The organism is Deinococcus terrestris (genome assembly GCF_009377345.1).
Lineage (GTDB): Bacteria > Deinococcota > Deinococci > Deinococcales > Deinococcaceae > Deinococcus > Deinococcus terrestris.
In genome coordinates, this window is record NZ_WBSL01000001.1 from 34,272 (window position 1) to 57,434 (window position 23,163).

Sequence of the window (23,163 nt, forward strand, 5' to 3'; positions counted from 1 at the left end):
GGTAACAGAGTCAGGTGCCCACCCACTCGGCCGCGAGCCACCCGGCATGGGGAAGGCCGCTGGCGAGAATGCCCTGCTGCACGGCCCGCACGTCGTAGGGCACGGTGCGGAAAGTGACCTGCCCGTCTGCACCGAGCAGCAGGTAACTGGCCTGGGCGAGGTTGACATAGCGGTCGCCTCGCCGCTCGTAGGGGAGGCCGATGCTTCCCGGATTGAGGAGAGTCCAGCCGTCCAAGGTTCGCAGCAGAGGCTTGTGGGTGTGGCCCCCGACCCAGATGGGGTGCTGCCCAGAGGCGGTCCGCAACGCTTCCAGCCGCGCGTCTGGAGTCTGTGCGCTCAGCGTCTCGTCGTCGCGCTCGGGGCTGCCGTGAAATCCCAGGAGGCCGGGCAGCTCCGCGACGGGAAGATAGGTTTCTACAAGGCGGCGGTCGGCTGGCGTGAGTTGAGCGTGTCCCCAGGCGTCAATCTCGTGCAATTTCTCCTCGTCCGGGAAGCCGCGTGGGGAAAAGGGTGAGACAGGCTCCAGCAGCATCCGGTCGGCATTGCCGCGCACCACGGGGCAGCCCAGCGCGGCGACCTCGGCCAGACAGTCACGCGGCCAGCCGCCGCCGAGGGCCACGTCTCCCAGACAGAGGAAAGCGTCGGCCCCCTGTGCCCGCATGTCGGTCAGAGCGGCGTGGAGGGCCGGGAGGTTGCCGTGGATATCCCCGAAGACGGCGAGGCGCATGGGTCAGGATAGCCAGGCCCACAGCAAAGGGGCCGAGGCGTTGATGCCCCGGCCCCCTCCCTCTGTCCTCAGACCATCTGCAACGGGCTGCTCAGCGCCGCCGCTTCCGGGTTGAAGCGCGGCAGCTCGGGCAGGTCCTGACCGTCTTCCCCGATCAGGCGGCCATACAGCATGTGCGGGGTGGCGTGTTCAATGCGGGCGCGGTAGAGGCCCGCCCCCGTCGCCCCGAGCGCCTTGGGCACCACCGTGGGGTGGTTGCCGCGCGTGTGACCCTCCAGAAAGCCCGAGTCGTGGGCGTCGCCGCGCAGCAGCAGTTCCTGAACGGTGCCCACCTTTTCCGCGTTCTTGCGGGCGCTCCATTCCTTCTGCCGCACGATCAGGCGCTGCAATCGCTCGGTCTTCAGCTCGCGCGGGAGGTCCTGAAAGTGTTTGTAGCTCGGCGTGCCGGGGCGCGGCGAGTAGATGAACATATAGGCCGAGTCGTAGCCCACCTCGTCGTAGAGGCTCAGCGTTTCCTGAAAGTCTTCCTCCGTCTCGCCGGGAAAGCCCACGATGATGTCGGTCGCCAGGACCGCGTGCGGCAGGTGCTTGCGGATGGTGGCGATGTGCGAGAGGTACTTCTCGCGAGTGTACTCGCGGGCCATGCGGCGCAGCACCCGGTTGGAGCCGCTCTGCACGGGTAGGTGCACGAACTCGCACACGGCGGGCGTCTCGGCCATCGCGGCGGCCACGTCCTCCGTGAAGTTCATGGGGTGGCTGGTCGTGAACTTGACCCGGCGCACGCCCGAGCGCCCCACCTGCCGCAGCAGGTCGGCGAAGGAGGGGTATCCGGCGAGCCTCGCCCCCTGGTCCACCCCGTAGGCGTTCACGTTCTGGCCCAGCAGCGTGACCTCCTGCACCCCGGCGGCGAGTTGCAGGTCCAGTTCGCGCAGGATGTCGTCGGGGTGGCGGCTGACCTGCGGCCCGCGCGTGGTGGGCACGATGCAGTAGGTGCAGTGGTGGTCGCAGCCACGCATGATCGTGAGGTGCGCTTGCAGCTTGCCCGTGGGGGGCGGCGGGATGTGCTCATGCAGCTCGTCCTTGAATTGCAGGCCCCAGAAGCGCTCGTTGCTCTCCAGCGCCTTGCCGATATCGAGCAGGCTGCCCGGCCCCAGCAGCACGTCCACCTCGAACTTGCGGGCGATCTGCTGGCCTTCTTCCAGCTGCGCGAGGCAGCCCATCATGCCGACGACGAGGGGCCGCTGCTGCTTTTGCTTGCGCAGGTCGCCCAGCACCGAGCGGACCTTGTCCACGGGTTTGCCGCGCACCGCGCAGGTGTTGATCAGGACGAAATCGGCCTCGTCCACGCTGGCGACCATGTCCGCGCCGAAGCTGACGAGTTGCGACTCGACCAGATGGGTGTCGTACTCGTTCATCTGGCAGCCGTAGGTGATCAGGTGTGCCTTCACGTTCATTCTCCTCGGCCTGACGGAGGGATTCCGGGGCCTTCTGTGGTGCGCCACGCTGCACTGAGCGCGGGCCGGGCGCGAGTCTAGCAGGGGTGGGTACGCCCGTGACTCAGGGCTGCTCCGACTCCTTCAGCGGGTAATTCGTACTTTCAGCCACCCGCACGCGGCCCTCGGCGGGGGCGTAGGTGGCGTCGATCAGCTCAGGGCGGTGCTGGCGAAACCAGTCGCGCAGGGCGGAGGATTTGGCGAAGACCCGCGTCCGCAACACCTCCTCGGCCTGGGCACCCTGTCCGGCCAGGATCATGTTGGCGTAGTAGCCACCCAGCCGCGCTTTCAGGTTGGTGAGGTGATCGTCCTTGCTCAGCCCGGCGAGCAGGTCGCCCAGGTTGCGGGCCGCCTCCTGCGCGGGGACGTAGGCGTAGGCACGGGTGCGGTCGGCCAGCCGCACCCCGTCCCAGGCCAGCACGGTCAGCAGGGCAGGACTGGCGGCATACGGCCAGTCGTAGTAGGCGAGGCTGTCATTCGCAAACAGCAGCTCCTTCGTGCCGTCGCCGCGAAGGTCCACAAAGCGCAGGCCGTAATTGCCCCCGTCGATGATGGCGAGGTTCTCCACCCGGCCCGCGTCCTGGGTAAAGGCGTAGTACACCGAGCAGCAGTGCGCCCCGCCGGAGAAGGTGGTCAGGACGAGTTCGGGCAGGCCGCCGGGCCGCAGGGGTTGCAGCTCGGCCGCCACGTTCCAGCCGCTGACGGTCAGCACGGTGCGGCTGCCGTTGCGGACCACTGCCCGCGCTTCTCCCTCCACCGTCCCCTCCGGGCGGGGCGTGACCGTCACGGTCAGGGTGCCCCACCGCAGGACTTCCGCGTGGGCGGGGGAGAGCAGCGTGAGCAGTCCGGCCAGCGCGAGGCACGTCTTCATGCCCCAGGCTACTCCGGCGGGGGTCAGGGGCTCTGGGGAGAGGCGGGCGTGGCCCCGGTCGCCTGCCTCTCCAGCGTGAGGTTGTAGGTCAGCAGTTCCCGGCCCAGCAGCACGGTGCGGAGGGTGCCCGTCACCTTGCCCGCCCCCAGCTCGGCCCGCAGGGTGCCGCGCAGGGCGTCGCCGCCCTCGTAGAGATTCACCTCGATGCTGCCGCCCGCCGTGCCCACCCGCTGAAAGGTGCCGCTGACCGCGTACGCCTTGCGGCTTTCCAGATTGGTCAGCACGCCCGTCGCGCGGCCCTCGCGCTCCTGCACGCTCAGCAGCAGGCGGTAAGGGACCCGGCCCGTCAGCCCGGTGCCGGTACCCTCGTACACGCCATTCATCGCCCGCTCCAGCGCCGTGCTCGCGGCGATATTCGCCCCCAGCGCACAGCCGGGAAGCAGCAGGGGGGCGGCCAGCAGCGGCAGAAAATGAAGGGCACGCATACCGGCGAGCTTAGGCCGCTCTCATGAAGGGGAACTGATGGAGGGGCATGAAAAAAGCTCCCACGTGGGGAGCCTTTCTGGGGTGCCGGGTGGCCTCAGGCGACCTTGACGCCCTGGCTCTTGAGGAGGCGGCGGGCGGTCTGGGTGGGCTGGGCGCCGACCGAGATCCAGTAGGCGGCCCGCTCGGCGTTGACCTTGAGGTAGGTCTCGCTGGTCTTGCGGGGGTCGTAGTGGCCCAGGTTCTCGATGTAGCCGCCGTCACGGGGGCGGCGGGAGTCGGTCACCACGATGCGGTAGTGGGGGTTGTGGGCAGAACCGAAACGGGACAGGCGAATCTTGACCATGACAAAAAACCTCGGGTTGGAGTGGTGAGGGTGGGGCTACCCGCCTAGGTCGCGGGATTCATGCGCCCGCAGCAGCCAACCGGAAGCGCACCGAAGGAGAGTAGCAGAGGGCGGGGGGCTGTGGGAAGGGGGGCTCAGAAGGGCGGGGGCACCGGCCGACGCGACGCCCCCGACACCTCGTTGAGCTGAAAGGCCATCCGGCCGGGGCCGAAGATGGGACTGCCGCCCACGGTGCCCAGAGCCGTGCCCGCGCCCACCCGCGCCCCGATCTCGACGGCGGCGTCCTGAAGGCCGAAATACGCGGTGACCTTCGCCCCGTGGTCGAGCAGCACCACCCAGCCCAGGCTGGCGTAGTAGGTCGTGGCGATCACGTTGCCCGGCAGCGAGGCGACGGCCTGGGTGCCCTCGGCGGCTTCCAGCACGCTCCACTGGGCGCCGTTCGAGCCGTAGGGCTGGCTGACCCGGCCCCCCGGCAGCGGAAACCCCAGCGGGCCGGGCGAGGCGGGCAGCGGCGCGAGGGCCTGGGTCGTGGCCGCGACCGCCTGCTGGGTCTGCCCCTGGCGCTCGCGCAGGGCCGCCTGTTCCTGGGCGACCCGCCCTTCGCGTTCGCGCTGGGCCGCGAGCGCCGCCTCGCGCTCGGCCTGTTCGCGGGCACTCTGCTCGGCCTCGCGGGCACGGGCCTCGGCCTGGGAGCGGGCGATGGCGTCAGCCTGCTGGCGGGCGCGGGCGGCGGCTTCGGCCCTGGTGCGGGCTTCGGCGGCGGCCCTGGCCTGGGCCTCGGCGCGGGCCTTCGCTTCGGCCTCGGCCCTGGCCCTCGTGCGGGCTTCAGCTTCGGTTTTGGCGCGGACGGCCGCAGCGGCCTTTGCCTGAGCTTCGGCCCTGGCTTTCGCTTCAGCCCTGGCGCGGGCGCGGGCGGCGGCCTCTGCACGTGCTCTGGCTTCCGCTTCCGCCTTAGCGCGGGCGGCAGCCTCGGCGCGGGCCTTGGCCTCCGCACGGGCGCGGGCTTCGGCACGGGCTTTGGCCCTCGCCTCGGCCTCGGCTCTGGCTTTCGCTTCGGCCTCGGCGCGTTCGCGGGCGATGCGGGCCTGCCGCTCCTGCTCAGCGCGGATGCGGGCGAGGCGTTCGGCCTCCAGCCTTGCGCGTTCCCGTTCCTCGCGGATGCGGCGCAGCTCGGCCTCGCGGCGGCGGCGTTCCTCCTCCAGCCTGCGGCGGCGCTCGGCCTCCAGCCGGGCCTTTTCCTTGACGACCGCGCCCACGAGTTCGTCGATGGTGCGGGCCGTCTCGGCCTGCTCGGCGCGGGTGCGGGCAGCCAGGGTGCGCTGGCCCTGCTCGTCGCGGCGCAGCTCGGCCAGCAGTCGGCCCGTCTCGGCGCGGCTCTCCCGCAATTCCTCCAGCCGGGCGAGCTGGCGGGCTTGCAAGCCCTCCAGGGTCGCCTTTTGCGCGGCCTGCTGCTCGCGCTGGGTCTCCAGCGTGCGGACCTCACCGCGCAGGTCTTCCAGCACCGTGACGTGCTGCTCGCCCGAGAGGTTGGCGTAGCGCAGCCGGATCAGCAGGTCGGAGAGGCTGCCCGACTGCGACAGCAGCCGCAGGTATTGGCCGCTGCGCTCACGGTAGAGGGCCTGAAGCAACTCACGCAGATCGGCCTGAAGGCGGGTCACGCGGGCCTGGGTCACCTCACCCGCCGCCGTCGTCTCGGCCAGCACCCGTTCGGCCCTCTGCACCTGCCGGGCGAGGTCGGCCGTCTCGTTTTCCAGCTCGGCCACCCGCCCGGACAGGGTCTCCAGCCGCTCCAGCGTCTCGCGGCCCTGCGCGGACAGACGGGCGATGTTGCGGCGCAGGTCGGCCAGTTCGCGGCCCTGCTGAACACTGAGCCGCCGCTGCTGCGAGAGTTCGCGCTGAAGCTGCTGGAGCCGCTCACTGGTCTCCTGCGCTCCGGCCAGCAGCGCTGCCGAGAGCAGAACAAGAGCGGGCCAGCGCGGGTTTCTCCTCACTCCAGCTCCCGCAGGTAGCGCCGGGTGGCAAAGAGACTCCCGGCCAGCCCGGTCAGGATGCCCAGCATCGCCACCGCGCCCAGCAGGGGCAGCAGCGTGTCGAGGTCGCGCACGACCGGAAAGACAGGCGCAAAGGTCGCCACCCGCTCGGCCAGCGCGAGGTAACCGGGCGCCAGCACCGAGAGCGCGAGCACCGAGGACAGGGTGCCCAGCAGCACGCCCTCGATCACGTGCGGGGTGCGGATAAACCCGCGCGTGGCCCCCAGCAGCCGCATCACGCTGATCTCCTTGCGCCGGGCGTACATGGCGACCCGCACGGCGTTGAGGATGCTCAGCAGCGTACCCGCGAACAGCAGCGCCACCAATCCGTACCCCGCCGCCCGCACGGTGGTCAGCGTCCGCACGGCCTGGTCCACGTACCCGGCCCCGTACTCCACGTCCTCCACACCGGGCAGTTTCGCCACCGCCTCGGCCACCGGGCGCGAGTCCTCCACCCGGCCCACCCGCACCCGCAGCGTGTCGGGAAAGGGGTTCCCGACCAGCCCGGCAGCCTCGGCGGTGGAGGGGTAGTCGCGGGTCATCTCCGCGAGGACAGCCTCGCTGGACACCAGCCGGGCCTCGCGCACGCCGGGAAGCCCCTCGACCTGCCCCAGCAGGGCCGCCCCGTTCGCGCCGCTCTCCAGAAAGGCCGCGACCTCCACCTGCGATTCCAGCCCTTCCAGGGTGCGGTTCACGTTCAGCGTGAGCAGCAGCACGCCGCCCAGCATCAGCAGCGTCAGGGTCATGGTGGTCAGCGTGCCCAGCGTGGCGGTGAGGTTGCCGCGCATGGCGAGCAGGGCCTGGCGGAAGTGGTAGGTCATGGGCAGCCCCTCACAGCGCGTACCCCCCCGCCGGATCGTCCCGCACCAGCCGCCCCTGGCGCAGGGTCAGCGTGCGGTGACGGAAGGTCTCCACCAGGTCGCGGGCGTGGGTGGCGAGAACCACCGTGGTGCCGCGCAGGTTGACGTGTTGCAGCACCCGCAGCACCTCGCGGGCGTGGTCGGGGTCGAGGTTGCCGGTCGGTTCGTCGGCGAGCAGCAGCGGCGGGTCGGCGACGATGGCGCGGGCGATGGCGACCCGCTGCTGCTCGCCCTGCGAGAGCTGCACCGGGTGAGCGTCGGCGCGGCCCTCCAGCCCCACCGTCCGCAGCGCCGTGCCCACGCGGGCGGGCCACTCGCGGGCCGGAACGCCGGTCACGCGTAGGGTAAAGGCCACGTTGTCGTAGGCGCTGAGGTGCTCGAGCAGCAGGTTGTCCTGAAAGACGGTCCCGATGCGGCGGCGCAGCAGCGCGGTGCGGCGGCCCCGGTAGCGCGAGAGCGGCTCCCCGGCGACCTGCACCTCGCCCCGGCTGGGCAGCGCCCGCTTGATCACCAGATTCATGAAGCTGCTCTTGCCCGCGCCCGAGTGCCCCACGAGGTACACGAACTCGCCCTTGTGGACGCGGACATTCAGGTCGTCGAGGGCCAGCGCCCCGCTCGCCGGGTAGGCGAGGCTCACGTTGCGGAAGACGATCACGCGCCGCAGCCTCCGGGAGCGCGGCCACGGGGAAAGGTGGGCAAGTTGGTCATGCTCGCGGCCCAGCATAGCCCAGCCTGTCCCCACGCGGAAAAGTCCCCCTGGAGGGCCAATGGGTGAGGTCGCCCTCAAACCGCCTTCACACGGCGCACTATCCTGCGCGGGTGAACCGGAAACGCATGATGCTGGTGGCGGGGTCCCTCGCCGCGACCGCTGCCGTCGGCTACGCGCAGCTCGGCGGCTATACCCAGGCCGACCTCACCCGCACGGACACGGGCCGGGCCTTCTTGCAGGTGCTGGGTGAACTCCAGCGCTCGTACCTGTACCCCATCGACCAGGAAAAGGTGCTGCGCGGCGCGATTAACGGGGCGCTCGGCAGCCTGGACGACGAATTTACTTACTACTCCGAGCCCGCCGACACCGCCATCGACGCCCAGAACCTCCAGGGCGAGTTCGGCGGCATCGGCGTGACGCTGACCGCCGCCAACCCCGACGGCACCGGCGGCAAGATCGAGAACGTGTACAAGGGTCAGGCCGCTGCCGACAACGGCGTGCAGATCGGGGACGTGTTCGTCAAAATTGGGGACACCGACGTGATGACCGCCAAGCTCAATGAGATCGTGCGGTTGGTGCGTGGCCCCGTGAACAGCACGGTCAATGTGACCTTTGCCCGCAACGGCAAGCCCTACACGGTCAAGATGGAACGCCGTAAGGTGACCATCGTGGACGTGGAGCAGACCATCCTGCCCGGCAACATCGGCTATATCGCCCTGAACACCTTCTACAACGAGAAGGTCAGCGACCAGTTCCGCGCGGCCATCGCCTCCATGAAGGCCAAAGGCGTGCAGAAGCTGATTCTGGATATGCGCAACAACGGCGGCGGCCTGCTCAACGCGGGCGTGGACGTGGCCGACCAGTTCCTGGGGTCGGGCAACATCGTGAGCCTCAAGGACCGCTCGGGCCGCGCCCAGGTGTATGGCCGCGCCGCCAACCGCCCGACCGATTACACCGGCAAGCTCGTCGTGCTGGTCAACAAGAACAGCGCCAGCGCGAGCGAGGTCGTGGCGGGCGCCCTGCAAGACATGAAGCGGGCGACCGTGATCGGGGAGCAGACCTTCGGCAAGGGGGTGGCGCAGATCCCGGTGGACACGGTGGACGGTGGCAAGGTCGCCATCGTGAACAGCGCGTGGCTGACCCCCTCGGGCCGCGAGATTCACAAAAAGGGCATCACGCCCGACATCGCCGTCAAGGACACCCTGAACGCCACCCCCTTCAACTTCAGCGGCAGCGGCCTGGCCCCGGACGCCAAGGTCACCCTGACCGTGGAGGGCAAGCCCGTGACCGTCACCGCCGACAAGGACGGCAAGTTCACCTACACCGCCGAGGTCAAGCGTCCGGTGCGCTCTGCCGTGCAGGGCGAGGCGACGGTGGACCTCGCCGGGGACGCGATCCTGCGGCGAGCGGTGGAGACGCTGAGGTAGAGCGGCCAGCCGCCAGCTTCCAGCGACCAGCGCAGAGGGCCTCAGCTTCGGCTGGGGCTTTTTGCCATGTGGTGCTGTGCTGGCGGCTGGCCGCTGGAAGCTGGCTGCCCCTAATCCCACTCCCACTCCCGCCAGTCGCTGGGTTTCGCCTCGCGGCTGGCCGCTTTCTTCTCCTGCGGGGCCGGGTACCAGGGATAGGCGGCGGCGAGGGCCGTATGCAGGCGTTCCAGCAAGCGGGCGCGGAGTTCGGCTTCCTCACGTGGGGTGACCTTCTCTATCTCACGCATCAGGCGCGAGAGGGTGTCTTCCAGCCCCGGCAGGTACGGCTCACGGGCCTTGCGAACCGACCCCTTTCGCAGCGGTTCCGGGTGCACGGCGGGCACGTAGCTCTCGGCGGCGGCGTCCAGCAGGGCGGCCCGTTTCGCGGCCCGTTCCTCGCGGGCACGTTCAGCGCGGGCGCGGGCATCGGCAGCGCGGGCCTGACCGACCAGAAAGGGCTCCTGGCGCTCGGCGTCCAGCACCCGGTCCTCGCGATAGAGCTTGACGGGGGGGAGGCGACGGCGTCCCATCTTCAGCCCGTTGGGGCGGGTGTCGTCGTGCTCACCGAGAAACTTGCGAATCAGGCCCGGCGTCCAGCCGCGTTCCTTGAGGTCCTGGGTCGCCAGGAAGCCGGGCGGCGTCAGGGGTTTCTCGCGGGTGGGGCGGGGCTGTTTCTTCGTCATGGCCGGGCACTCATGGCTGGGGCAGCCCGCGCCACTCCCCGCGCAGCAGGTCCAGTTGCACGCTGTCGTAGCGCACGCCCTCCCACAGCCGCGCCTGCCGCACGCGGGCGCACTCGCGGAAGCCGAGCCGCTTTCCGAGGCGCAGCATCCGCTCGTTGCCGCCCCAGGTGGTCACGGTCAGGACATGCGCGTCGGTCCAGTCCAGGGTGTCCTGCACCCACAGCCCCAGCGCCCGCGTGCCCACGCCGCCGCCCCAGTACGCCGGGTCGTAGATCAGGATGCCGAGGTCCCACCAGCCGCCGCCCTCCGGTTCCTCCTCCGAGCGGTTGACCATGCCGACCACCACGCCGTCCACGTCAATGACCTGCTCGTCGGCGTCGGGACCGTGGGCCGCGAGGTAATCGGCATACGCCTCCATCGTGCGGGTGGTGCCCGCCGCCGGAAAGTACGGCGCGTCCCAGCGCCGCCACTCGGCCGCCGGGTCGGTCAGCCAGCGGGTCAGGATGGGCAGGTCACTGGTCCGGCGGTCGCGCAGCGTGACCGGGAGAGAGGGCAGGGCAGGGGTCACGGCGCGGAGTATAGGGTGAGGTGTCGTCAGGCGTCAGGCTGCCGGGCCAGTCGCGTGTACGGGTGCCCTGCGAGGTTCTGCCGTCCCACCGCCACGAAGCCGCTGCGGGCGTAGAGCCGCGCCGCCGGGTTGCCGTCCTCCACCAGCAGGGTCAGCGGGAGGCCGAGTGTTCGTGCCCGTTCCGCACAGGCGGCGATCAAGGCCGCGCCCACCCCCCGCCCCCGCGCCTGGGCGACCGTGGCGAGGGTGTCGAGGTACAGCTCGCCCGCCCCTGCCTCGGTGGGAATGGCCGGGTCTAGCCCCAGCGAGCGGCGGTGCTCGCGGAAGGGCGCGTCGAGGGCCTGCGCGAACTCGCCCGGATAGAGCACGGCGAGGCCCACCGGACGGCCCCCCTCCCCCTCCGCGATCAGCGTGTGCGTGAAGCTCAGCCGGTTTCCCCGCGCCATGAAGAATTCAGCGATGACGTGCGCGGCGTCCTCGTCGGTCGTGGTGCCCGTCAGGTGGTGGCCCACCCGCCCGATGGCCTCCTGAATCAGCGGGGCGGCGAAGGCCGCGTCAAAGGTCTGGGCCGGGCGAATGCGGGGGGGCATGCCGCCCAGTCTCCCACCCGCGCCGCAACTGGGCGAGTCGCACGCTGTCCCAGCGCTGTCCGTGCCACGCCCGCGCCTCCGGCACCCGCCCGCACTCGCGGTAGCCCACCCGCTCGGTGAACTCCGCCAGCGACAGGGGAGAGGCAGGGCGGGCGGCGTGGAAGTACGGCGCGTCCCAGCGTTTCCATTCCGGGTCGGGTTCGGCGTGCAGCCAGCGGTGGAGGGTGGGGAGGTCGGCAGGCGAGCGCTCGCGGAGGGTGAGGGTCGGCATTCGCCCCAGGCTGACAGGTGGCCCCCCGTCCGGGCATCCGCCGCATGGCCTGTGGGCAAGCGGTGAAGAAGCCCTGACTAGCGCCCGCCCCCCGTGCCGCTTACGGTAAACCATGCCCCTGAAACCCGAGATCGATCACCCCGAGTCCGAGCGCCGCCGCGTCGGGTACGCCATCGTCGGCATCGGCGAACTGACGGCCGGAGAACTCATTCCCGCCGCCCGGACCAGCGACCACGCCTATGTCGCCGCCCTCGTCACCAGCGAGAAGGACAAGGGCGTGGCCTTCGCGCGGGCCTATGACCTGACCGAGGAGGACGTGTACAGCTACGAGGACTTTGAACGCCTCAAGGAGCGCGAGGACGTGGAGGCCGTCTATATCGTCCTCCCCAACTCCCTGCACCGTGAGTACGTGGAGCGGGCCGCCCGGATGGGCAAGCACGTCCTGTGCGAGAAGCCGCTGGGCGTGAATGCCGGGGACGCGCAGGCGATGGTGGACGCCTGCCGGGAGGCCGGGGTCCTGCTGATGACCGCCTACCGCTGCCAGTACACGCCCCAGCACTGGGCTGCCCGCGACGCCGTGCAGGGCGGCAAACTCGGCCCGGTCAAGTTGGTGGACGCGATTCACGGGCAGGTCGAGGACGACCCGGAGGCGTGGCGCCTGAAGCGCGACCTCGCGGGCGGCGGGCCGTTGCCCGACGTGGGCATCTATTGCCTGAACACCATCCGCTTCGTACTGGGGCAGGAACCCGAGTGGGTCTTCGCGGCGCTGCACCAGCCGCAGGGCGACGAGCGCTTCCGCGAGGTGGAGGAATCGCTCAGCTTCATGCTGGGCTTTCCCGGCGGCGTGATCGCCAACGGCCTGACGAGCTACGGCACCCAGAAGACCGCCACCCTGCGCGTGCTGGGCGAGAAAGGCACCGTGCTGATGGACCCCGCCTACACCTATCAGGGCCTGGAGCTGACCATCTCGGACGGCGAGGGCGACTTCCAGCCCAAGCTCCCCGACGAGGACCAGTTCGGGCTGGAGATGGACCACTTCGCCCAGCGGGTCCGCGACGGCAAGGAGCCCTGGACCCCCGGCGAGGAGGGCGTGCAGGACCACCGCATCATGGACGCGATGTACGAGAGCGCGAGGACCGGGCAGGTCGTGCGGCTGGAGCGTGTGGAGGGCAAGGACGCCTTCCGGGGCACCGAGCCGCAGGTGCCGGGGCGGAAGTGAATCGGGGAGCGGGTGAGGTCAACGTCGTTTGGCAGGGCCTGAACCCTGGCCGTCCCAGCCTCGAACACCTCCGGCTGATCCCTTGGGTAGAGGCGACAGGAACGGTCGTCGGCGTCAGTGAGGGACGACCTTTCACCCTGCTCTACAGACTTGATCTCGGAGGAGACGGTTCTCCCATACGCCTGCGTTGCCATCTTGATGGTGGGCAACATCTGGACCTCTCCCGGTCGGGAGAAGGCGAATGGACCACCGCCGAGGAAAAGCCGCTCCCGCTCTTGCGAGGCTGCACCGATGTGGACCTCCGCGTCACACCGTTCACCAACACCCTCCCCCTGCGCCGCCTGAACCTGCGCTTTGGGGAGGGCCAGGAGGTGCATGTCGTCTGGGTCGATGTCCCTTCACTGGATGTGCAGGCGGCTCGCCAACGTTACACGCGGACGGACGAGCGGACCTATCGATACGAGAATATGGACAGTGGGTACAGCAATGAGGTCACCGTAGACGGAAAAGGCTTAGTGACGCTCTACCCGGACGCCTTTGAGCGGTTGGCCTAATCCTCAGCCGCAGCGGAAGGGAATCGGAATCGGCCCGATGCAGCACACGCCGCGCGTCTCCACACTGGACCCTAGGGCGAGCGGAGAGCCGCCGTGAATGACGTTATGCGCCTCCCGGCACGCCCCGAACCGGGCGACAATCCGGGGCCGTCCCCGCACCAGACCGTCCTCCCGCACGATGCGGGCCACCGCCGCCGAGCACGACTCGCCCCCGTGCAGCGCGGCGTGGGCGCAGCGAAAGCCCTTGCGCGGCGAGAGCTGCCGCTGGTAGAGGCGAATGCCGGAGAGGGTCAGGCGGTCAAGGGGAGTGGGCATGGGGGGAGCGTAGGCGGTCGCGGCGGGCTTCCTTGCCGGAACGTATGAAGACGGCTTGGGCCTTGAGGAGCCGTCCCCGACCCGCAGCATTCCTTACAGCCTGCCCCGACCCCGCCAGACCAGAATGCCCGCCATGTCGCCGGGGCCGCAGGATGTGTGCATCGTGGGGGGAGGCCCGGCGGGCATGATTCTGGCGCTGCTGCTGGCGCGGCAGGGCATCCCGGTCACCGTGCTGGAGGCGGCGGGCGACTTCCAGCGCAACTTCCGGGGCGATACCCTCCACCCCGCCATCATGGAACTGCTCGCCGGGCTGGGGCTGGCCGCGCCCGTCCTGGGGTTGCCGCACACGCGGGCGCACCAGGCGCGGCTCGTGCGGGCGGGAGACGTGCAGGTCATCGCGGACTTCTCGCGGCTGCGGACGCCGTACCCCTTTCTCACGGTGATGGCCCAGTCGCGCTTCCTGACCTTTCTTGCCGCCGAACTGGGGCGCTTTCCTCACGCGCGGGTGCTCATGGGCGCTCGGGTGGAAGGGCTGCTGGAGGAGGGCGGCGAGGTCCGGGGCGTGCGCTACCGCCGGGCCGGGGCGCTGCACAGCCTCCCCGCCGCGCTGACGGTGGGGGCCGACGGCCGCTTTTCCAAGGTGCGCGACCTCGCCGGGCTGAGGTTGCGGCGGCTCGCGCCGGGGCAAGACGTGCTGTGGTTCTCGCTGCCCCGGCACGCGGACGATCCCGGCGGCACCATCGACCTGCACCTGCGCGGCGAGCACTGCATCGTGACCACCGACCACGGCGAGCGCTGGCAGGTGGGCTACTCCATCCGCAAGGGGGGCTACGCCGAGGCGCGGGCGGCGGGCGTGGCCCCCATCCGCGAGGCCGTCGCCGCCACGATTCCCTGGCTGGCCGGGCGGGTGCAGGCCCTGACCGAGTGGCGCGACCTGCACCTCCTCGCCGTGGAAGTCGCCCGCGTGCGGCGCTGGTGGCGCCCCGGCCTGCTCCTGATCGGGGACGCGGCCCATCCCATCTCGCCGGTCGGCGGCATGGGCATCAACATGGCCGTGCAGGACGCGGTGGCCGCCGCCAACGTGCTGTGCGGCCCCCTGCGCTCGGGGCGGCTGCGGCCCCGGCACCTCGCCCGCGTGCAGCGCCAGCGGGCCTGGCAGATCGCCGCCTTGCAAACCCAGCAGGTGATCGAGGAGCGGGAGGTCGAGGGGCTGGACGGTGCCCAACCGCTGCATGTGCCCAGCCTGCTGCTGCGGCTGCTTCAGGGGGTGCCGGGCCTCCAGGGGGTGCCGGGGTATGTGACCGCCTATGGCCTGCGCCCCGAGCGGTTGCGGGCGCGGTGGCGGACGGCGCGGCTGTAGCCTGCGCCATGGCCCGACATGCCCGCTATGCCCAGGCGCAGTTCGCCCTCTGGCCCGACGAGGGGTTGCTGGAGGCGGTGCGGTCGTTTCCCGGCGACTGGATCAACATTCTCCGCACTGACCTGAACCATGCCCAGGGCTCGCTGACCGTGGACCTCGCGGACGAGTTCTACCGGGCTTCGGAAGCGGACGGCTGGCAGGTGGGACCGGACGGGAAGCGCGACCCCCGGCACCACAGCCGCCTGCTGCGCCTGACCTGGGAGAGCCGCTGGGAGGGTCACGTCCACTTCCCTAATCAGGTCTTCGCCCTGGAAAGCTACGATGAGTTCTACGCCGGGCCATACGGCACCTTCCACCCGATGCGTCAGGGCCTTCCGCAGTCCTGGCTGTACGAGGTGATCAACGACCCCAGCCCCTGGATCACGGAGATGCTGGAGGAGAACGACGACACCGACGTGTTCCCGATGTACGGCGTGCCCGTCGCCGTCAGCGAGCGCGAGCAGAAGCTCAACCCCCACCTGAAGCCGACCGGCCGCTTTTTCCCCGAGGACGCGACGCCCGAGGACACCGGCCGGGGCACGGATTTCGTTCTGCTTCGTCCGCAACCCCCTACCCCGGAAGAGTTGGCTGAGGCGCAGGCACAGTTCAGGCAGGTTCAGCGGGCGCAATGGGAGGCCACCCGCCGCCGCCCGCGCTACCGCCATCTCCTGATCGCGTCCAACAGCCACATTCTGGAAGTGCTGTGCGAGAGCCTCCCCACCTGGGAATGGGTCAGCGGAAGCTGAAGCCCTCGCCATCTGCGTCCACCGTCACCGCGCCGCCGCCGCTGAGCCGCCCGAACAGCAGCTCGTCGGCCAGGGGGCGCTTAACCTGTTCCTCGATCACGCGGGCCAGGGGCCGTGCCCCCATCTGCGGGTCGTAGCCCAGCAGCGCGAGCCGGGCGCGGGCGGCGGGCGTGACCGTCAGCGAGACGCCGCGCTCGGCCAGTTGCCCATCCAACTGCCGCAGGAACTTGTCCACCACGTTTCCCATAATCTCCCGCGAGAGGGACCGGAAATGAATCACGGCGTCCAGGCGGTTGCGGAACTCGGGGGTGAAGGTGCGCTTGACCGCCTCGGCCTCCTCGCCCATGCGGCCCTCGCGCGAAAAGCCCAGGGCGGGGCGGCTGGCGTCGGCGGCGCCCGCGTTCGTGGTGTAGACGATCAGCAGGCCGCGCCCGTCCACCTTCTTGCCGGTGTGGTCGGTCAGGGTGCCGTGGTCCATCAGTTGCAGGAAGAGGTTGTACACGTCCGGGTGTGCCTTCTCGATTTCGTCGAGGAGCAGCACGGCGTGCGGGTTCTTCGCCACCGCGTCGGTGAGCAGGCCGCCCTGGTCGAAGCCCACGTAGCCGGGAGGCGCCCCGACCAGCCGCGCCACCGTGTGCGCTTCCTGATACTCGCTCATGTCGAAGCGCAGCAGCTCCACCCCCAGGCGGTCCGCCAGCGCCCGCGCCAGCTCGGTCTTGCCCACCCCGGTCGGCCCCGCGAAGAGGAAAGCCCCCTGCGGCTTCTGCGGGTCGCGCAACCCGGCGCGGGCCAGCTTGACGGCGCTGGCGACAGCGTCCACGGCGGCGTCCTGCCCGAACACGCGGGCCTTCAGGTCGGCGTCCAGTGTGGCGAGCGAGCGCACCTCCTCGGCCTTCACCGCGCCGACGGGCACGCGGGCCATTCGCGCCACCGTCGCCTCGATGTCCGCCTCCCCGATCTCGCCGCCCCGCCCCGCCGAGGACCGGGCCGCGCCCGCCTCATCCAGCACGTCGATCGCCTTGTCGGGCAAGAAGCGGTCGCGCAGGTGCCGGGCCGAGAGCCGGACGGCGGCCGAGAGCGCCGCGTCGGTGTACGTCACCCCGTGGTGCGCCGCGTAGCCCGGCGCCAGCCCGCGCAGAATGGCGAGGGCGTCCTCCTCGGACGGCTCGGGCACCTCCACCGTCTGAAAGCGCCGCCACAGCGCCCGGTCACGTTCGAGGTGGCGCAGTTCGGCGGGCGTGGTCGCCCCCAGCACCCGCAGCTTGCCCCGCGCCAGTGCGGGTTTGAGGAGGTTCGCCGCGTCCACGCTGCCGCCCTCGGTGGCCCCGGCGCCGACCAGCGTGTGCAGCTCGTCGATAAAGAGGACCGCGTTCTGCCCGTCCAGCGCGGCCAGGACCGCCTTGAGCCTTTGCTCGAAGTCGCCCCGGTACCGGGTTCCGGCGAGCAGCGCCCCCAGGTCGAGGGCGTACACCGAGGCGCCCCGCAGGAAACCCGGTGCCCCCCCATCGGCCACCCGCTGCGCCAACCCCTCGGCCAGCGCCGTTTTGCCCACGCCGGGCTCGCCCACCAGCACGGGATTGTTCTTGGACCGCCGCGCCAGGATATGCACGGTGCGCTCCAGCTCGGCCTCGCGCCCGATCACCGGGTCGAACTCCCCGGCCCGCGCCTGCGCGGTGAGGTCGGTCGCGTAGGCTTCCAGCGGGTTCTGCTCGGCGGCCTCCGCTTCCGGCGCCTCGCCGTCCACCCCGGTCACTCGGCGCTCGCGCTCGCGTCCGGCGACCTTCGCGGCCCCGTGGGACACGTAGGCGAGTACGTCCAGCCGGGTCACCCCCTGCGCCTCCAGCGCAGCGCGGGCGGGCGAGTCGTCCTCCTCCAGCAGCTCGGCCAGCACGCGGGCGCCGTCGGCCTGCTCGTGGCCCTTGCCGCTGGCGTGCAGTTGCAGCACCGCGCCCTGCACCACCCGGTGCACGCCCAGGGTGAAGTCGGGTTCGGCGTCGTCCACACTCTCCAGCCCGTCGAGCAATTCCTGAAGGTCGTCGCGCAACCGCTCCACGTCTGCGCCGACGGCCAGCAGCGCTTCCCTCGCCTCCGGGTCGTGAGTCAGGGCCAGCAGCAGATGCTCCAGCGTGACGTATTCGTGCCCGGCCTCCCGCGCGTAGTCGGCGGCGCGGCCGAGGGTGACTTGGAGATGATCCCCGATCATTCGCCCGCCTCCGGTTCGGCCACCAGCCGCAGCGGATAGCCGTGCTGCCGGGCCTCGGCGGTCACCTGCGCCACCTTCGTCTCAGCCACGTCGCGGGTGTACACCCCGGCGACGCCCTGCCCCTTGTGGTGGACCGCCAGCATGATGAGCTGCGCCTCCTGCTCGGACTTGCGAAAGTGGCGCTCCAGCACCATCACCACGAAGTCCATCGGCGTGTAGTCGTCGTTGAGCAGCAGCACCCGGTAGAGCCGGGGCCGCTGGGTCTGCGTGCGCTCCAGCGTCTGCGTGCGCCCCTGCGTGGTGGGGTCGGCGTCCCTGCGCGTCATGGGGCCGAGTCTAGCGGGGGCAGGGGAGGGGAGCCGGGGCGGGGCTCACGGTCAGGTGGAGAAAAAAGAAGACCTCCCCGCGTGGGGAGGCTTCTCGGGGTCCCAGGGGGACGAATTACATCTTGCGGTTGGCGTCCTTCACGTCGCTGCGGACCTCATCGGAGGCCTTCTTCGTCTCGTTGAGGGCCTGCTGCACGAGACGCTGCATATCGCTGGCGCCCTCCTGAGCGTCGGCTTTGGCTTGGGCTCCGGCCTGCCCGGCGCCCGCGCCCCGGTCGGCGGCGGCGTCACGCACCTCGGCCTTCATCTGTTCGGCGCCCTGCTGTGCGTCGCGCTTCACGTCCTGGGCCTTGTCCCGCGCCTGCTCGGCGGCGTTCTGGGCACCCTGCTTGACCTCCTGGGCCGTGCCCTTCATCTGGTCCGCGGCCTGGTTGGCTCCGGCCTTCATGTCGGCGGCGGCGTCCTTGGCGTCGGCCTTCACCTGGTGCGCGGTCTGCTGTGCGTCGCGCTTCAGTTCCTGGGCCTTGTCCTGGGCGGCCTCTTTGGCCTGATTCACGGCCTGCTTGGCGTCGCGCTGGGCGTCCTGGGCCGCGTCTTTCAGCTCGCCGCCCACGTCCTGGCCCTCGCGCCCCACAGTCTGGGCCACGTCACGGGCGGCGTCCCCAGCCTCGGCGGCGGCGCCCTTCACGGCGACCCCGGCCTCGCCCGCGACTTCCTTGGCCCTGTCCACGGCAGCTTGCACGCCGCCCTGCTGCGCGGCGTCCCTGACCTCCCCGGCTTTGTCCGCGATCACGGCTCCGGCACTGGCGGCGGCGTCCTTGGTCTTCTCCCAGCCCTGGCTGACCTTCTCGCCGACATTTTCGGCGGCGTCCTTGAGGCCAAGTTCGGCCAGCTTGGCGTCTAGCGCCTTGCGGTTTTGTTCGCGGCTGAGGTAGTAGGCCCCGGCGCCAATCAGGGCTCCGAGCAGCAGGAGACGTTTGGTGGGAAGGTGACTGTTCTGCGACATGAGATCAGCCTAGGCCGCCTTCTCTCATGAGCGGATGAGGGGGGCCTCAGCCCGGATTCACCCCGCCGCGCTGCTGAGCAGCCCCAGCCGCCGCGCCAGCCCTTCCTCCAGCAGCCATTCCTCGGGTTCCTCGGTGCCGGTCACGCGCACGAGCACGCACCCCCGGTCGAGGTAGAAGGCGACGATCTTGGCCCAGGCCTCCTCCTCGTCTCCCGCCGTTTCCTCGATGTCTTCCAGGGTGCCCCACACGTCGCCGTCCACCTCGGCGCTGCGCAGGGCCTCGGCGTGGGCGCTCAGGACGTAGGCGTCCACGTCTTCCTCGGGGGGGTAGGGTTCGCCGGGGGTGCGCAGGTCCAGCCGCTCGCCCCGCTCGTAGAGGCGGGCCAGGAAAGCGTCCCAGTTGTCGGGGGACAGGGTGAGGGCGGGGGGGGCAGAGGCGTTCATGGGGGCAGTGTAAGGGGGAGGCGGACGCCACGGGTTCGCCCCTCGTCCTAGACTGCGCCCATGCCGAAACAAGCTGGGCCGAACCAGGCAGGTCTGTTTGCCGCCAGAAGCTCCTTGCGGGCGGCGCTCCCCTTCGCCGCGCTGCTGCTCGTCATGGTCGCCGCGCTCGTGCTGCTGGGCGAGGCGGCGGCGCAGTCGGGCGGCGGCTTCGGGGGCAGCAGCAGTGGGGGGGGCTTTGGCGGAGGAAGCAGTGGCGGCGGCAGCTTCGGTGGCGGTGGGGGATATGGAGGCGGCTACGGTGGGGGGTACGGCGGTGGGTACTCCGGCCCGATCATCATCGGCGGGGGCGGCTTCGGGCCAGGCTATATCGGCGGCGGGGGCGGTTTCGGAATCATCGGGCTGCTGCTCTTCGGCGTGGTCGTGATGGGTGTGCTGGGCTTCATGCGCAGCAGCATGGCGGGTGGGGCGCGGGGGCTGAGCGGCGCGGGCAGCCTCAGCGGGACCGCGCAGGCCGTCAGCGTGCAACTCCTGCTGGCCGAGGGCGACGAGGTCAAGCGCGACCTGCAGCGGGTGGCCCGCTCGGGCGATCCCGACACCAACGAGGGCCTCGCCCGGATGCTGCAGGAAGCCGCCCTCGTGCTGCTGCGCCATCCCGAGCGCTGGGTCTACGGCGAGGTGCAGCGGGCACAGGGCTCGGCGGGCTCGGCCGACAGCCAGGTGGGGGCCTGGGCGACCGAGGCCCGCGCCGCCTTCACCGTGCAGACCACCAGCAACTACCAGAACCGGGACGTGAACACGGGCTTCGAGCAGCGGGGCGACTACACCTTCCAGCCTGACGGCACCGACCTCTACCTCGCCGTGACGATCGCGGTCGCCGCCCACACCCTGGGCAACCTGCCCCCGGCGGGCGTGACCACCGCCGCCGAGGCCCGCGCGGCCCTGTCCGCCATCAGCGCGGTGGCCCCCGGCGACCTGATTCGCGCCGAAGTGGTCTGGAGTCCCGACGCGGAAGGCGAGTTCCTCTCGGAAGACGAGGCGATTCGTAAGTATCCGGGGCTGACCAAGCTGTAAGTGGAGAAGGGGCTGGAGGGAGTGGGGGCGGGGGCACATGCTCCGGCCCCACTTTCCTTTTCCCCCTCGCCACCCTCGTAACGCCCCACCCGTTCCCCCGGCGTCAGGGACGGCATCATCGGCGGGTGGCCCGACGCCGTCCCGAGTCCAACTGGCCCCCGCCGCCCCGCGCCCCCGAGGTCTGCGGCCTGTGCGGGCGCGAAACCCCGGTGCTGACCGAACACCACCTCGTGCCCCGGTCGCAGGGGCGGCGGCAGGGGGTCAAGATTCACGAGCTGCCCACCGTGATGCTGTGTCCCGCCTGCCACAAGTTCCTGCACCGGACCTTCAGCAATGCCGAACTGGCGGGCGAATATTCCAGCATGGAGGCCCTGCTGGCGCACGAGGATGTGCGCCGCTTCGTGGCGTGGGTACGCGGGCAGCCCGCGAGCAAGGCGGTGCGGGTGCGCTGAGGGGCTTTCAGGGCATCCGGCTCACGTATTCGGCCAAAGCCCGCAATTCGTCGTCGGTCACGGGGCGCAGGGCGATGCGCATGGCCTCCGGGTGGATGAGGCCGCCAAAGGACGGCGCGTTCTTGAGTTCGCGCAGCACGGCCAGGGCGTAGCCCGGCGACTGGTGCGTCACGCTGGCGACCCCGAGCCGCTCGTTGCCGCGTCCATCCGCTCCGTGGCAGATCGCGCAGGCGATGACGTTGCGGGGGGCGTCTCCACGCTGGAAAAGGGCCTCGCCCCGCGCCCGGAGCGCCGCGTCGCCGCCGGACCACGCCGGGCCGACGGGCTGGGCCGCGAAGTACGCCGCAAGGTCGGCGATGTTCTGGTCGGTGAGGCGTGCGGCCACGCCCTGCATCACCGGGCTGGGCCGCAGCTTCGCCCGGAAGGCGGCGAGCTGGAAGCGCACGTAGCCCGCGTGCTGACCGGCCAGCCGGGGGGTGTCGGGGGTGGTGCTCACGCCCCGCGCCCCGTGGCAGCCCTGACAACTCGCCGCGAGGGCCTGCCCCCGCGCCGCGCTGGGGGCGCTGTACTTCAGTTCCAGGGCCGCCGCCGGGGACGCTCGGGGCGGGGCCTGCTGGGCCACGGCGGCCAGCACGGGCGCCGCGACCGCCAGGGGTGCGGCGAGCCACAGCAGGGGCCGAACAGGCGACGGGCGGCGGGGGGGGCGTCCAGTGGCGGAACCCTTCATGGTGACCTCCTGAACGGAGAGAGGAGTCTCTCAGTGTACGCCTTCCGGGGGCCTGCCGAGGCGCGTCCAGCGTGGGCCTCTAGACTGTCCGCATGTCCACCCCTGTGCCGCTGGCCCCCGCCGAGGCCCCGCCCGCGCTGCGCCTCGTGACGCTGGGCGTGCCGCTGCTGCTGGCGGGAGCCGCCTTTCTGCCCGACGAGGGCCGCCCGCCGCCCCACCCCGAACTTCTCGCCGTGGCCCTGCTGACGGGCCTGGGCTTCTGGCTCGCGCCGCGCCGGTTGGGCTACGGGCTGACGGGCGACGGCCTCGTCATTCAGACGCTGCTGGGCCGGACCCTGCTGCCCTATGCCGGACTGCGGGCGCGGCGCTCGGCGGGGCGGCTGGGGCTGCGGACCTTCGGCACCGGGCTGCCGGGGTACCTCACCGGGCACTTCACCTTCGGGCCGGACCCGGCGGTGCGGAACGTGCGGGCGGCGGCCACCCGCACGGGCGGCGGGGTGCTGCTAGAGTCCGGCGGCCGGACCTACTTCCTGACGCCCGCCGACCCGGAGGGCTTCCTGGCCGCCTTGGCCCGGCGCGGCGCCCGGGTGGAGCCGTGAGCCTCGTCCTGCTGCCCGACCTGGGCGACCTGCTGCGGCTGCACCCCCAGCTCAACGCGGGCACGCTGGTGGAGGCGCTGCGCTTTCTGGCGGTGCGCGGGGTGCTGTGGGCCAGCGGCTCCGACCCCGACCACCCGCTGCGCGACGCGCTGCCCGCCGCCGGATTCGGGGTGGAGGACCTTCCCCTGCCCGATTCCGCCCCGGCCGCCGCCGAGCACGGGCAGCTCGTGGGCTTCCTGAACCAGTACCCCCAGGGCCGCGAGCGTTTGCGGGCGGCGGGCCGGGCCGAGGCCGAGTTCACGGCGGTGCTGACTGCGCCCCTGACGTTGCCTGGGGTGCTGGCACCGAACATGGAGGAGGTCGTCACCCGCTACCACGCCGCCGTCCGTGACGCGCTAGACGAGGGACCGGGCACCCGCTGGCGCGAGCGGCGGCTGGAGGAGGTGGCGCGGGAGCTGGCGGGCCGTTCCGGGGCCGTCCTGGTGCCGCTGGACGACCTCTTCGCGCTGCGGGACCGGGTGCCGGGGGCCGCCCTGCCCGACCTCAGCGGCTTCGCGCCGGGCGAGACGTCGCGGCGGCGGGCGCTGGCCGACCGGGCCTGGCAACTGCGCGAGGAGGACGATCTGGAGGCCCTGCTGTCAGCCCTGGACCGCGAGGAAGGGGACGCGGTCACGCCGGGAGCCGAGCTGCTCGCGGCGGGGGCGGGCCTGTGCCTCGCGGTGGGGGACCTGGACGCCGCCCGCACCCGGCTGGAGCGGGCCGCGCACGCCCTGCGCGGGGACGAACCCCGCAGCCTGCCGGGCCTGGTGCTTGCCCGGCTGGGCCAGGTCCGCGACGCCCAGGGGGACCGCGAGCTGGCCGAACGCACCTACCGCGCCGTGCTGGCCCTCGGCTACGCGCCCGCCGTGGCCCGCGAGACGGCGGAGGCGGGGCTGCGCGAGCCTTTCCGCATCGAGGTGTAACTCAAGGGGGTGGGCCGGGAGGGCGAACCCGCGCCCCTCCCGG

27 protein-coding genes are annotated in these 23,163 nt (G+C 71.3%); 9 read left to right on the forward strand and 18 right to left on the reverse strand.

Translation table 11 applies throughout. The features are described from left to right. Window positions 1–10: 10 nt before the first annotated feature. The 8 genes from F8S09_RS00195 to ftsE all read right to left on the reverse strand — a co-directional run bounded on the left by F8S09_RS00195 (window position 11) and on the right by ftsE (window position 7,465). Window positions 11–727, reverse strand: coding sequence for a metallophosphoesterase family protein (locus tag F8S09_RS00195; RefSeq protein WP_152867939.1), 717 nt, complete (start codon window positions 725–727; stop codon window positions 11–13). A 68-nt stretch (window positions 728–795) separates the two neighbouring features. Beyond that, entirely contained in the window at window positions 796–2,175 is a 1,380-nt protein-coding gene (gene miaB, locus F8S09_RS00200; RefSeq protein WP_322618370.1) for a tRNA (N6-isopentenyl adenosine(37)-C2)-methylthiotransferase MiaB, read from the reverse strand. Window positions 2,176–2,284: 109 nt separating this feature from the next. Then, window positions 2,285–3,091, reverse strand: a complete 807-nt coding sequence (locus F8S09_RS00205) for a hypothetical protein (RefSeq protein ID WP_152867943.1) — start codon at window positions 3,089–3,091, stop codon at window positions 2,285–2,287. Between the two features lie 23 nt (window positions 3,092–3,114). Next, window positions 3,115–3,576 carry a hypothetical protein gene (locus tag F8S09_RS00210; RefSeq protein WP_152867945.1) on the reverse strand — a complete coding sequence of 154 codons (462 nt, stop codon included), beginning with the start codon at window positions 3,574–3,576 and terminating at the stop codon, window positions 3,115–3,117. A 95-nt stretch (window positions 3,577–3,671) separates the two neighbouring features. After that, the gene (gene rpsP / locus F8S09_RS00215; RefSeq protein ID WP_152867947.1) at window positions 3,672–3,920 is read right to left on the reverse strand and encodes a 30S ribosomal protein S16; all 249 of its coding nucleotides are present in this window, start codon (window positions 3,918–3,920) and stop codon (window positions 3,672–3,674) included. Window positions 3,921–4,054: 134 nt separating this feature from the next. Continuing rightward, complete coding sequence (locus F8S09_RS00220) at window positions 4,055–5,911, reverse strand: peptidoglycan DD-metalloendopeptidase family protein (RefSeq protein WP_322618371.1); 1,857 nt, start codon at window positions 5,909–5,911, stop codon at window positions 4,055–4,057. After that, window positions 5,908–6,771, reverse strand: a complete 864-nt coding sequence (locus tag F8S09_RS00225) for a cell division protein FtsX (protein ID WP_152867949.1) — start codon at window positions 6,769–6,771, stop codon at window positions 5,908–5,910. The genes F8S09_RS00220 and F8S09_RS00225 overlap by 4 nt, the downstream gene beginning before the upstream one ends. 10 nt (window positions 6,772–6,781) lie before the next feature. Then, window positions 6,782–7,465, reverse strand: coding sequence for a cell division ATP-binding protein FtsE (ftsE, locus tag F8S09_RS00230; RefSeq protein ID WP_322618582.1), 684 nt, complete (start codon window positions 7,463–7,465; stop codon window positions 6,782–6,784). A gap of 164 nt (window positions 7,466–7,629) precedes the next feature. Between ftsE and F8S09_RS00235 the strand changes: the two genes are divergently transcribed. Next, window positions 7,630–8,946 (forward strand): S41 family peptidase, encoded by a 1,317-nt coding sequence (locus F8S09_RS00235; protein ID WP_322618372.1) that lies wholly within the window; start codon window positions 7,630–7,632, stop codon window positions 8,944–8,946. Between the two features lie 110 nt (window positions 8,947–9,056). Here the strand turns inward: F8S09_RS00235 and F8S09_RS00240 are convergent, their stop codons facing one another. The 4 genes from F8S09_RS00240 to F8S09_RS00255 are packed head-to-tail and all read right to left on the reverse strand — an operon-like array spanning window position 9,057 to window position 11,097. Further along, window positions 9,057–9,668, reverse strand: a complete 612-nt coding sequence (locus F8S09_RS00240; protein WP_152867953.1) for a hypothetical protein — start codon at window positions 9,666–9,668, stop codon at window positions 9,057–9,059. Between the two features lie 10 nt (window positions 9,669–9,678). Then, entirely contained in the window at window positions 9,679–10,236 is a 558-nt protein-coding gene (locus F8S09_RS00245; protein ID WP_322618373.1) for a GNAT family N-acetyltransferase, read from the reverse strand. 26 nt (window positions 10,237–10,262) lie between these two features. Further along, window positions 10,263–10,826 carry a GNAT family N-acetyltransferase gene (locus F8S09_RS00250; protein ID WP_152867957.1) on the reverse strand — a complete coding sequence of 188 codons (564 nt, stop codon included), beginning with the start codon at window positions 10,824–10,826 and terminating at the stop codon, window positions 10,263–10,265. After that, window positions 10,792–11,097, reverse strand: a complete 306-nt coding sequence (locus F8S09_RS00255; protein ID WP_152867959.1) for a hypothetical protein — start codon at window positions 11,095–11,097, stop codon at window positions 10,792–10,794. Before F8S09_RS00255 ends, F8S09_RS00250 begins: the two co-directional genes overlap by 35 nt. Before the next feature lie 112 nt (window positions 11,098–11,209). On the opposite strand from F8S09_RS00255, the gene F8S09_RS00260 reads away from it, so the two are divergent. Beyond that, complete coding sequence (locus F8S09_RS00260) at window positions 11,210–12,316, forward strand: Gfo/Idh/MocA family protein (protein ID WP_152867961.1); 1,107 nt, start codon at window positions 11,210–11,212, stop codon at window positions 12,314–12,316. Beyond that, window positions 12,313–12,870 carry a putative glycolipid-binding domain-containing protein gene (locus F8S09_RS00265; RefSeq protein WP_152867963.1) on the forward strand — a complete coding sequence of 186 codons (558 nt, stop codon included), beginning with the start codon at window positions 12,313–12,315 and terminating at the stop codon, window positions 12,868–12,870. Before F8S09_RS00260 ends, F8S09_RS00265 begins: the two co-directional genes overlap by 4 nt. 3 nt (window positions 12,871–12,873) lie before the next feature. Here F8S09_RS00265 and yidD read toward each other — a convergent pair whose 3' ends face one another. Then, a complete protein-coding gene (gene yidD, locus F8S09_RS00270) occupies window positions 12,874–13,185 on the reverse strand; it encodes a membrane protein insertion efficiency factor YidD (protein WP_152867965.1) in 312 nt (103 codons plus the stop codon). A 133-nt stretch (window positions 13,186–13,318) separates the two neighbouring features. Here yidD and F8S09_RS00275 point away from each other — a divergent pair, with 133 nt between their 5' ends. Then, entirely contained in the window at window positions 13,319–14,545 is a 1,227-nt protein-coding gene (locus F8S09_RS00275; RefSeq protein WP_227978418.1) for an FAD-dependent oxidoreductase, read from the forward strand. Window positions 14,546–14,553: 8 nt separating this feature from the next. After that, on the forward strand, window positions 14,554–15,330 hold the full coding sequence (locus tag F8S09_RS00280; protein WP_152867969.1) for a hypothetical protein: 777 nt from the start codon (window positions 14,554–14,556) through the stop codon (window positions 15,328–15,330). Here the strand turns inward: F8S09_RS00280 and F8S09_RS00285 are convergent. From F8S09_RS00285 to F8S09_RS00300, 4 genes are all read right to left on the reverse strand, one after another. After that, a complete protein-coding gene (locus F8S09_RS00285; protein ID WP_152867971.1) occupies window positions 15,317–17,533 on the reverse strand; it encodes an AAA family ATPase in 2,217 nt (738 codons plus the stop codon). The genes F8S09_RS00280 and F8S09_RS00285 overlap by 14 nt on opposite strands. Next, the gene (gene clpS / locus F8S09_RS00290) at window positions 17,530–17,859 is read right to left on the reverse strand and encodes an ATP-dependent Clp protease adapter ClpS (protein WP_152867973.1); all 330 of its coding nucleotides are present in this window, start codon (window positions 17,857–17,859) and stop codon (window positions 17,530–17,532) included. The genes F8S09_RS00285 and clpS overlap by 4 nt, the downstream gene beginning before the upstream one ends. A 115-nt stretch (window positions 17,860–17,974) precedes the next feature. Next, window positions 17,975–18,865 carry a YtxH domain-containing protein gene (locus F8S09_RS00295; RefSeq protein WP_152867975.1) on the reverse strand — a complete coding sequence of 297 codons (891 nt, stop codon included), beginning with the start codon at window positions 18,863–18,865 and terminating at the stop codon, window positions 17,975–17,977. 57 nt (window positions 18,866–18,922) lie between these two features. Then, window positions 18,923–19,309: a hypothetical protein gene (locus tag F8S09_RS00300; protein ID WP_152867977.1), complete on the reverse strand. Its 387-nt coding sequence runs from the start codon at window positions 19,307–19,309 to the stop codon at window positions 18,923–18,925. A 153-nt stretch (window positions 19,310–19,462) separates the two neighbouring features. Between F8S09_RS00300 and F8S09_RS00305 the strand changes: the two genes are divergently transcribed. Together F8S09_RS00305 and F8S09_RS00310 are read left to right on the forward strand one after the other, a co-directional pair. Continuing rightward, the gene (locus F8S09_RS00305) at window positions 19,463–20,380 is read left to right on the forward strand and encodes a DUF1517 domain-containing protein (RefSeq protein WP_227978455.1); all 918 of its coding nucleotides are present in this window, start codon (window positions 19,463–19,465) and stop codon (window positions 20,378–20,380) included. Window positions 20,381–20,505: 125 nt separating this feature from the next. Beyond that, window positions 20,506–20,832 carry an HNH endonuclease gene (locus tag F8S09_RS00310; protein ID WP_322618374.1) on the forward strand — a complete coding sequence of 109 codons (327 nt, stop codon included), beginning with the start codon at window positions 20,506–20,508 and terminating at the stop codon, window positions 20,830–20,832. 7 nt (window positions 20,833–20,839) lie between these two features. Here F8S09_RS00310 and F8S09_RS00315 read toward each other — a convergent pair whose 3' ends face one another. Further along, window positions 20,840–21,559, reverse strand: a complete 720-nt coding sequence (locus F8S09_RS00315) for a cytochrome c4 (protein WP_194165170.1) — start codon at window positions 21,557–21,559, stop codon at window positions 20,840–20,842. A 92-nt stretch (window positions 21,560–21,651) separates the two neighbouring features. On the opposite strand from F8S09_RS00315, the gene F8S09_RS00320 reads away from it, so the two are divergent. Beyond that, window positions 21,652–22,158 (forward strand): PH domain-containing protein, encoded by a 507-nt coding sequence (locus F8S09_RS00320; protein ID WP_152867981.1) that lies wholly within the window; start codon window positions 21,652–21,654, stop codon window positions 22,156–22,158. Further along, window positions 22,155–23,120, forward strand: a complete 966-nt coding sequence (locus F8S09_RS00325; protein WP_152867983.1) for a hypothetical protein — start codon at window positions 22,155–22,157, stop codon at window positions 23,118–23,120. Before F8S09_RS00320 ends, F8S09_RS00325 begins: the two co-directional genes overlap by 4 nt. The last annotated feature ends 43 nt before the right edge of the window (window positions 23,121–23,163 follow it).

Coding starts and splice junctions, on each gene's coding strand:
- F8S09_RS00195 (WP_152867939.1), bottom strand. CDS start 727: ATGCGCCTCGCCGTCTTCGGGGATATCCACGGCAACCTCCCGGCCCTC.
- F8S09_RS00205 (WP_152867943.1), bottom strand. CDS start 3,091: ATGAAGACGTGCCTCGCGCTGGCCGGACTGCTCACGCTGCTCTCCCCC.
- F8S09_RS00210 (WP_152867945.1), bottom strand. CDS start 3,576: ATGCGTGCCCTTCATTTTCTGCCGCTGCTGGCCGCCCCCCTGCTGCTT.
- rpsP (WP_152867947.1), bottom strand. CDS start 3,920: ATGGTCAAGATTCGCCTGTCCCGTTTCGGTTCTGCCCACAACCCCCAC.
- F8S09_RS00225 (WP_152867949.1), bottom strand. CDS start 6,771: ATGACCTACCACTTCCGCCAGGCCCTGCTCGCCATGCGCGGCAACCTC.
- F8S09_RS00240 (WP_152867953.1), bottom strand. CDS start 9,668: ATGACGAAGAAACAGCCCCGCCCCACCCGCGAGAAACCCCTGACGCCG.
- F8S09_RS00250 (WP_152867957.1), bottom strand. CDS start 10,826: ATGCCCCCCCGCATTCGCCCGGCCCAGACCTTTGACGCGGCCTTCGCC.
- F8S09_RS00255 (WP_152867959.1), bottom strand. CDS start 11,097: ATGCCGACCCTCACCCTCCGCGAGCGCTCGCCTGCCGACCTCCCCACC.
- F8S09_RS00260 (WP_152867961.1), top strand. CDS start 11,210: ATGCCCCTGAAACCCGAGATCGATCACCCCGAGTCCGAGCGCCGCCGC.
- yidD (WP_152867965.1), bottom strand. CDS start 13,185: ATGCCCACTCCCCTTGACCGCCTGACCCTCTCCGGCATTCGCCTCTAC.
- F8S09_RS00275 (WP_227978418.1), top strand. CDS start 13,319: ATGTCGCCGGGGCCGCAGGATGTGTGCATCGTGGGGGGAGGCCCGGCG.
- F8S09_RS00280 (WP_152867969.1), top strand. CDS start 14,554: ATGGCCCGACATGCCCGCTATGCCCAGGCGCAGTTCGCCCTCTGGCCC.
- F8S09_RS00285 (WP_152867971.1), bottom strand. CDS start 17,533: ATGATCGGGGATCATCTCCAAGTCACCCTCGGCCGCGCCGCCGACTAC.
- clpS (WP_152867973.1), bottom strand. CDS start 17,859: ATGACGCGCAGGGACGCCGACCCCACCACGCAGGGGCGCACGCAGACG.
- F8S09_RS00295 (WP_152867975.1), bottom strand. CDS start 18,865: ATGTCGCAGAACAGTCACCTTCCCACCAAACGTCTCCTGCTGCTCGGA.
- F8S09_RS00300 (WP_152867977.1), bottom strand. CDS start 19,309: ATGAACGCCTCTGCCCCCCCCGCCCTCACCCTGTCCCCCGACAACTGG.
- F8S09_RS00305 (WP_227978455.1), top strand. CDS start 19,463: ATGGTCGCCGCGCTCGTGCTGCTGGGCGAGGCGGCGGCGCAGTCGGGC.
- F8S09_RS00315 (WP_194165170.1), bottom strand. CDS start 21,559: ATGAAGGGTTCCGCCACTGGACGCCCCCCCCGCCGCCCGTCGCCTGTT.
- F8S09_RS00320 (WP_152867981.1), top strand. CDS start 21,652: ATGTCCACCCCTGTGCCGCTGGCCCCCGCCGAGGCCCCGCCCGCGCTG.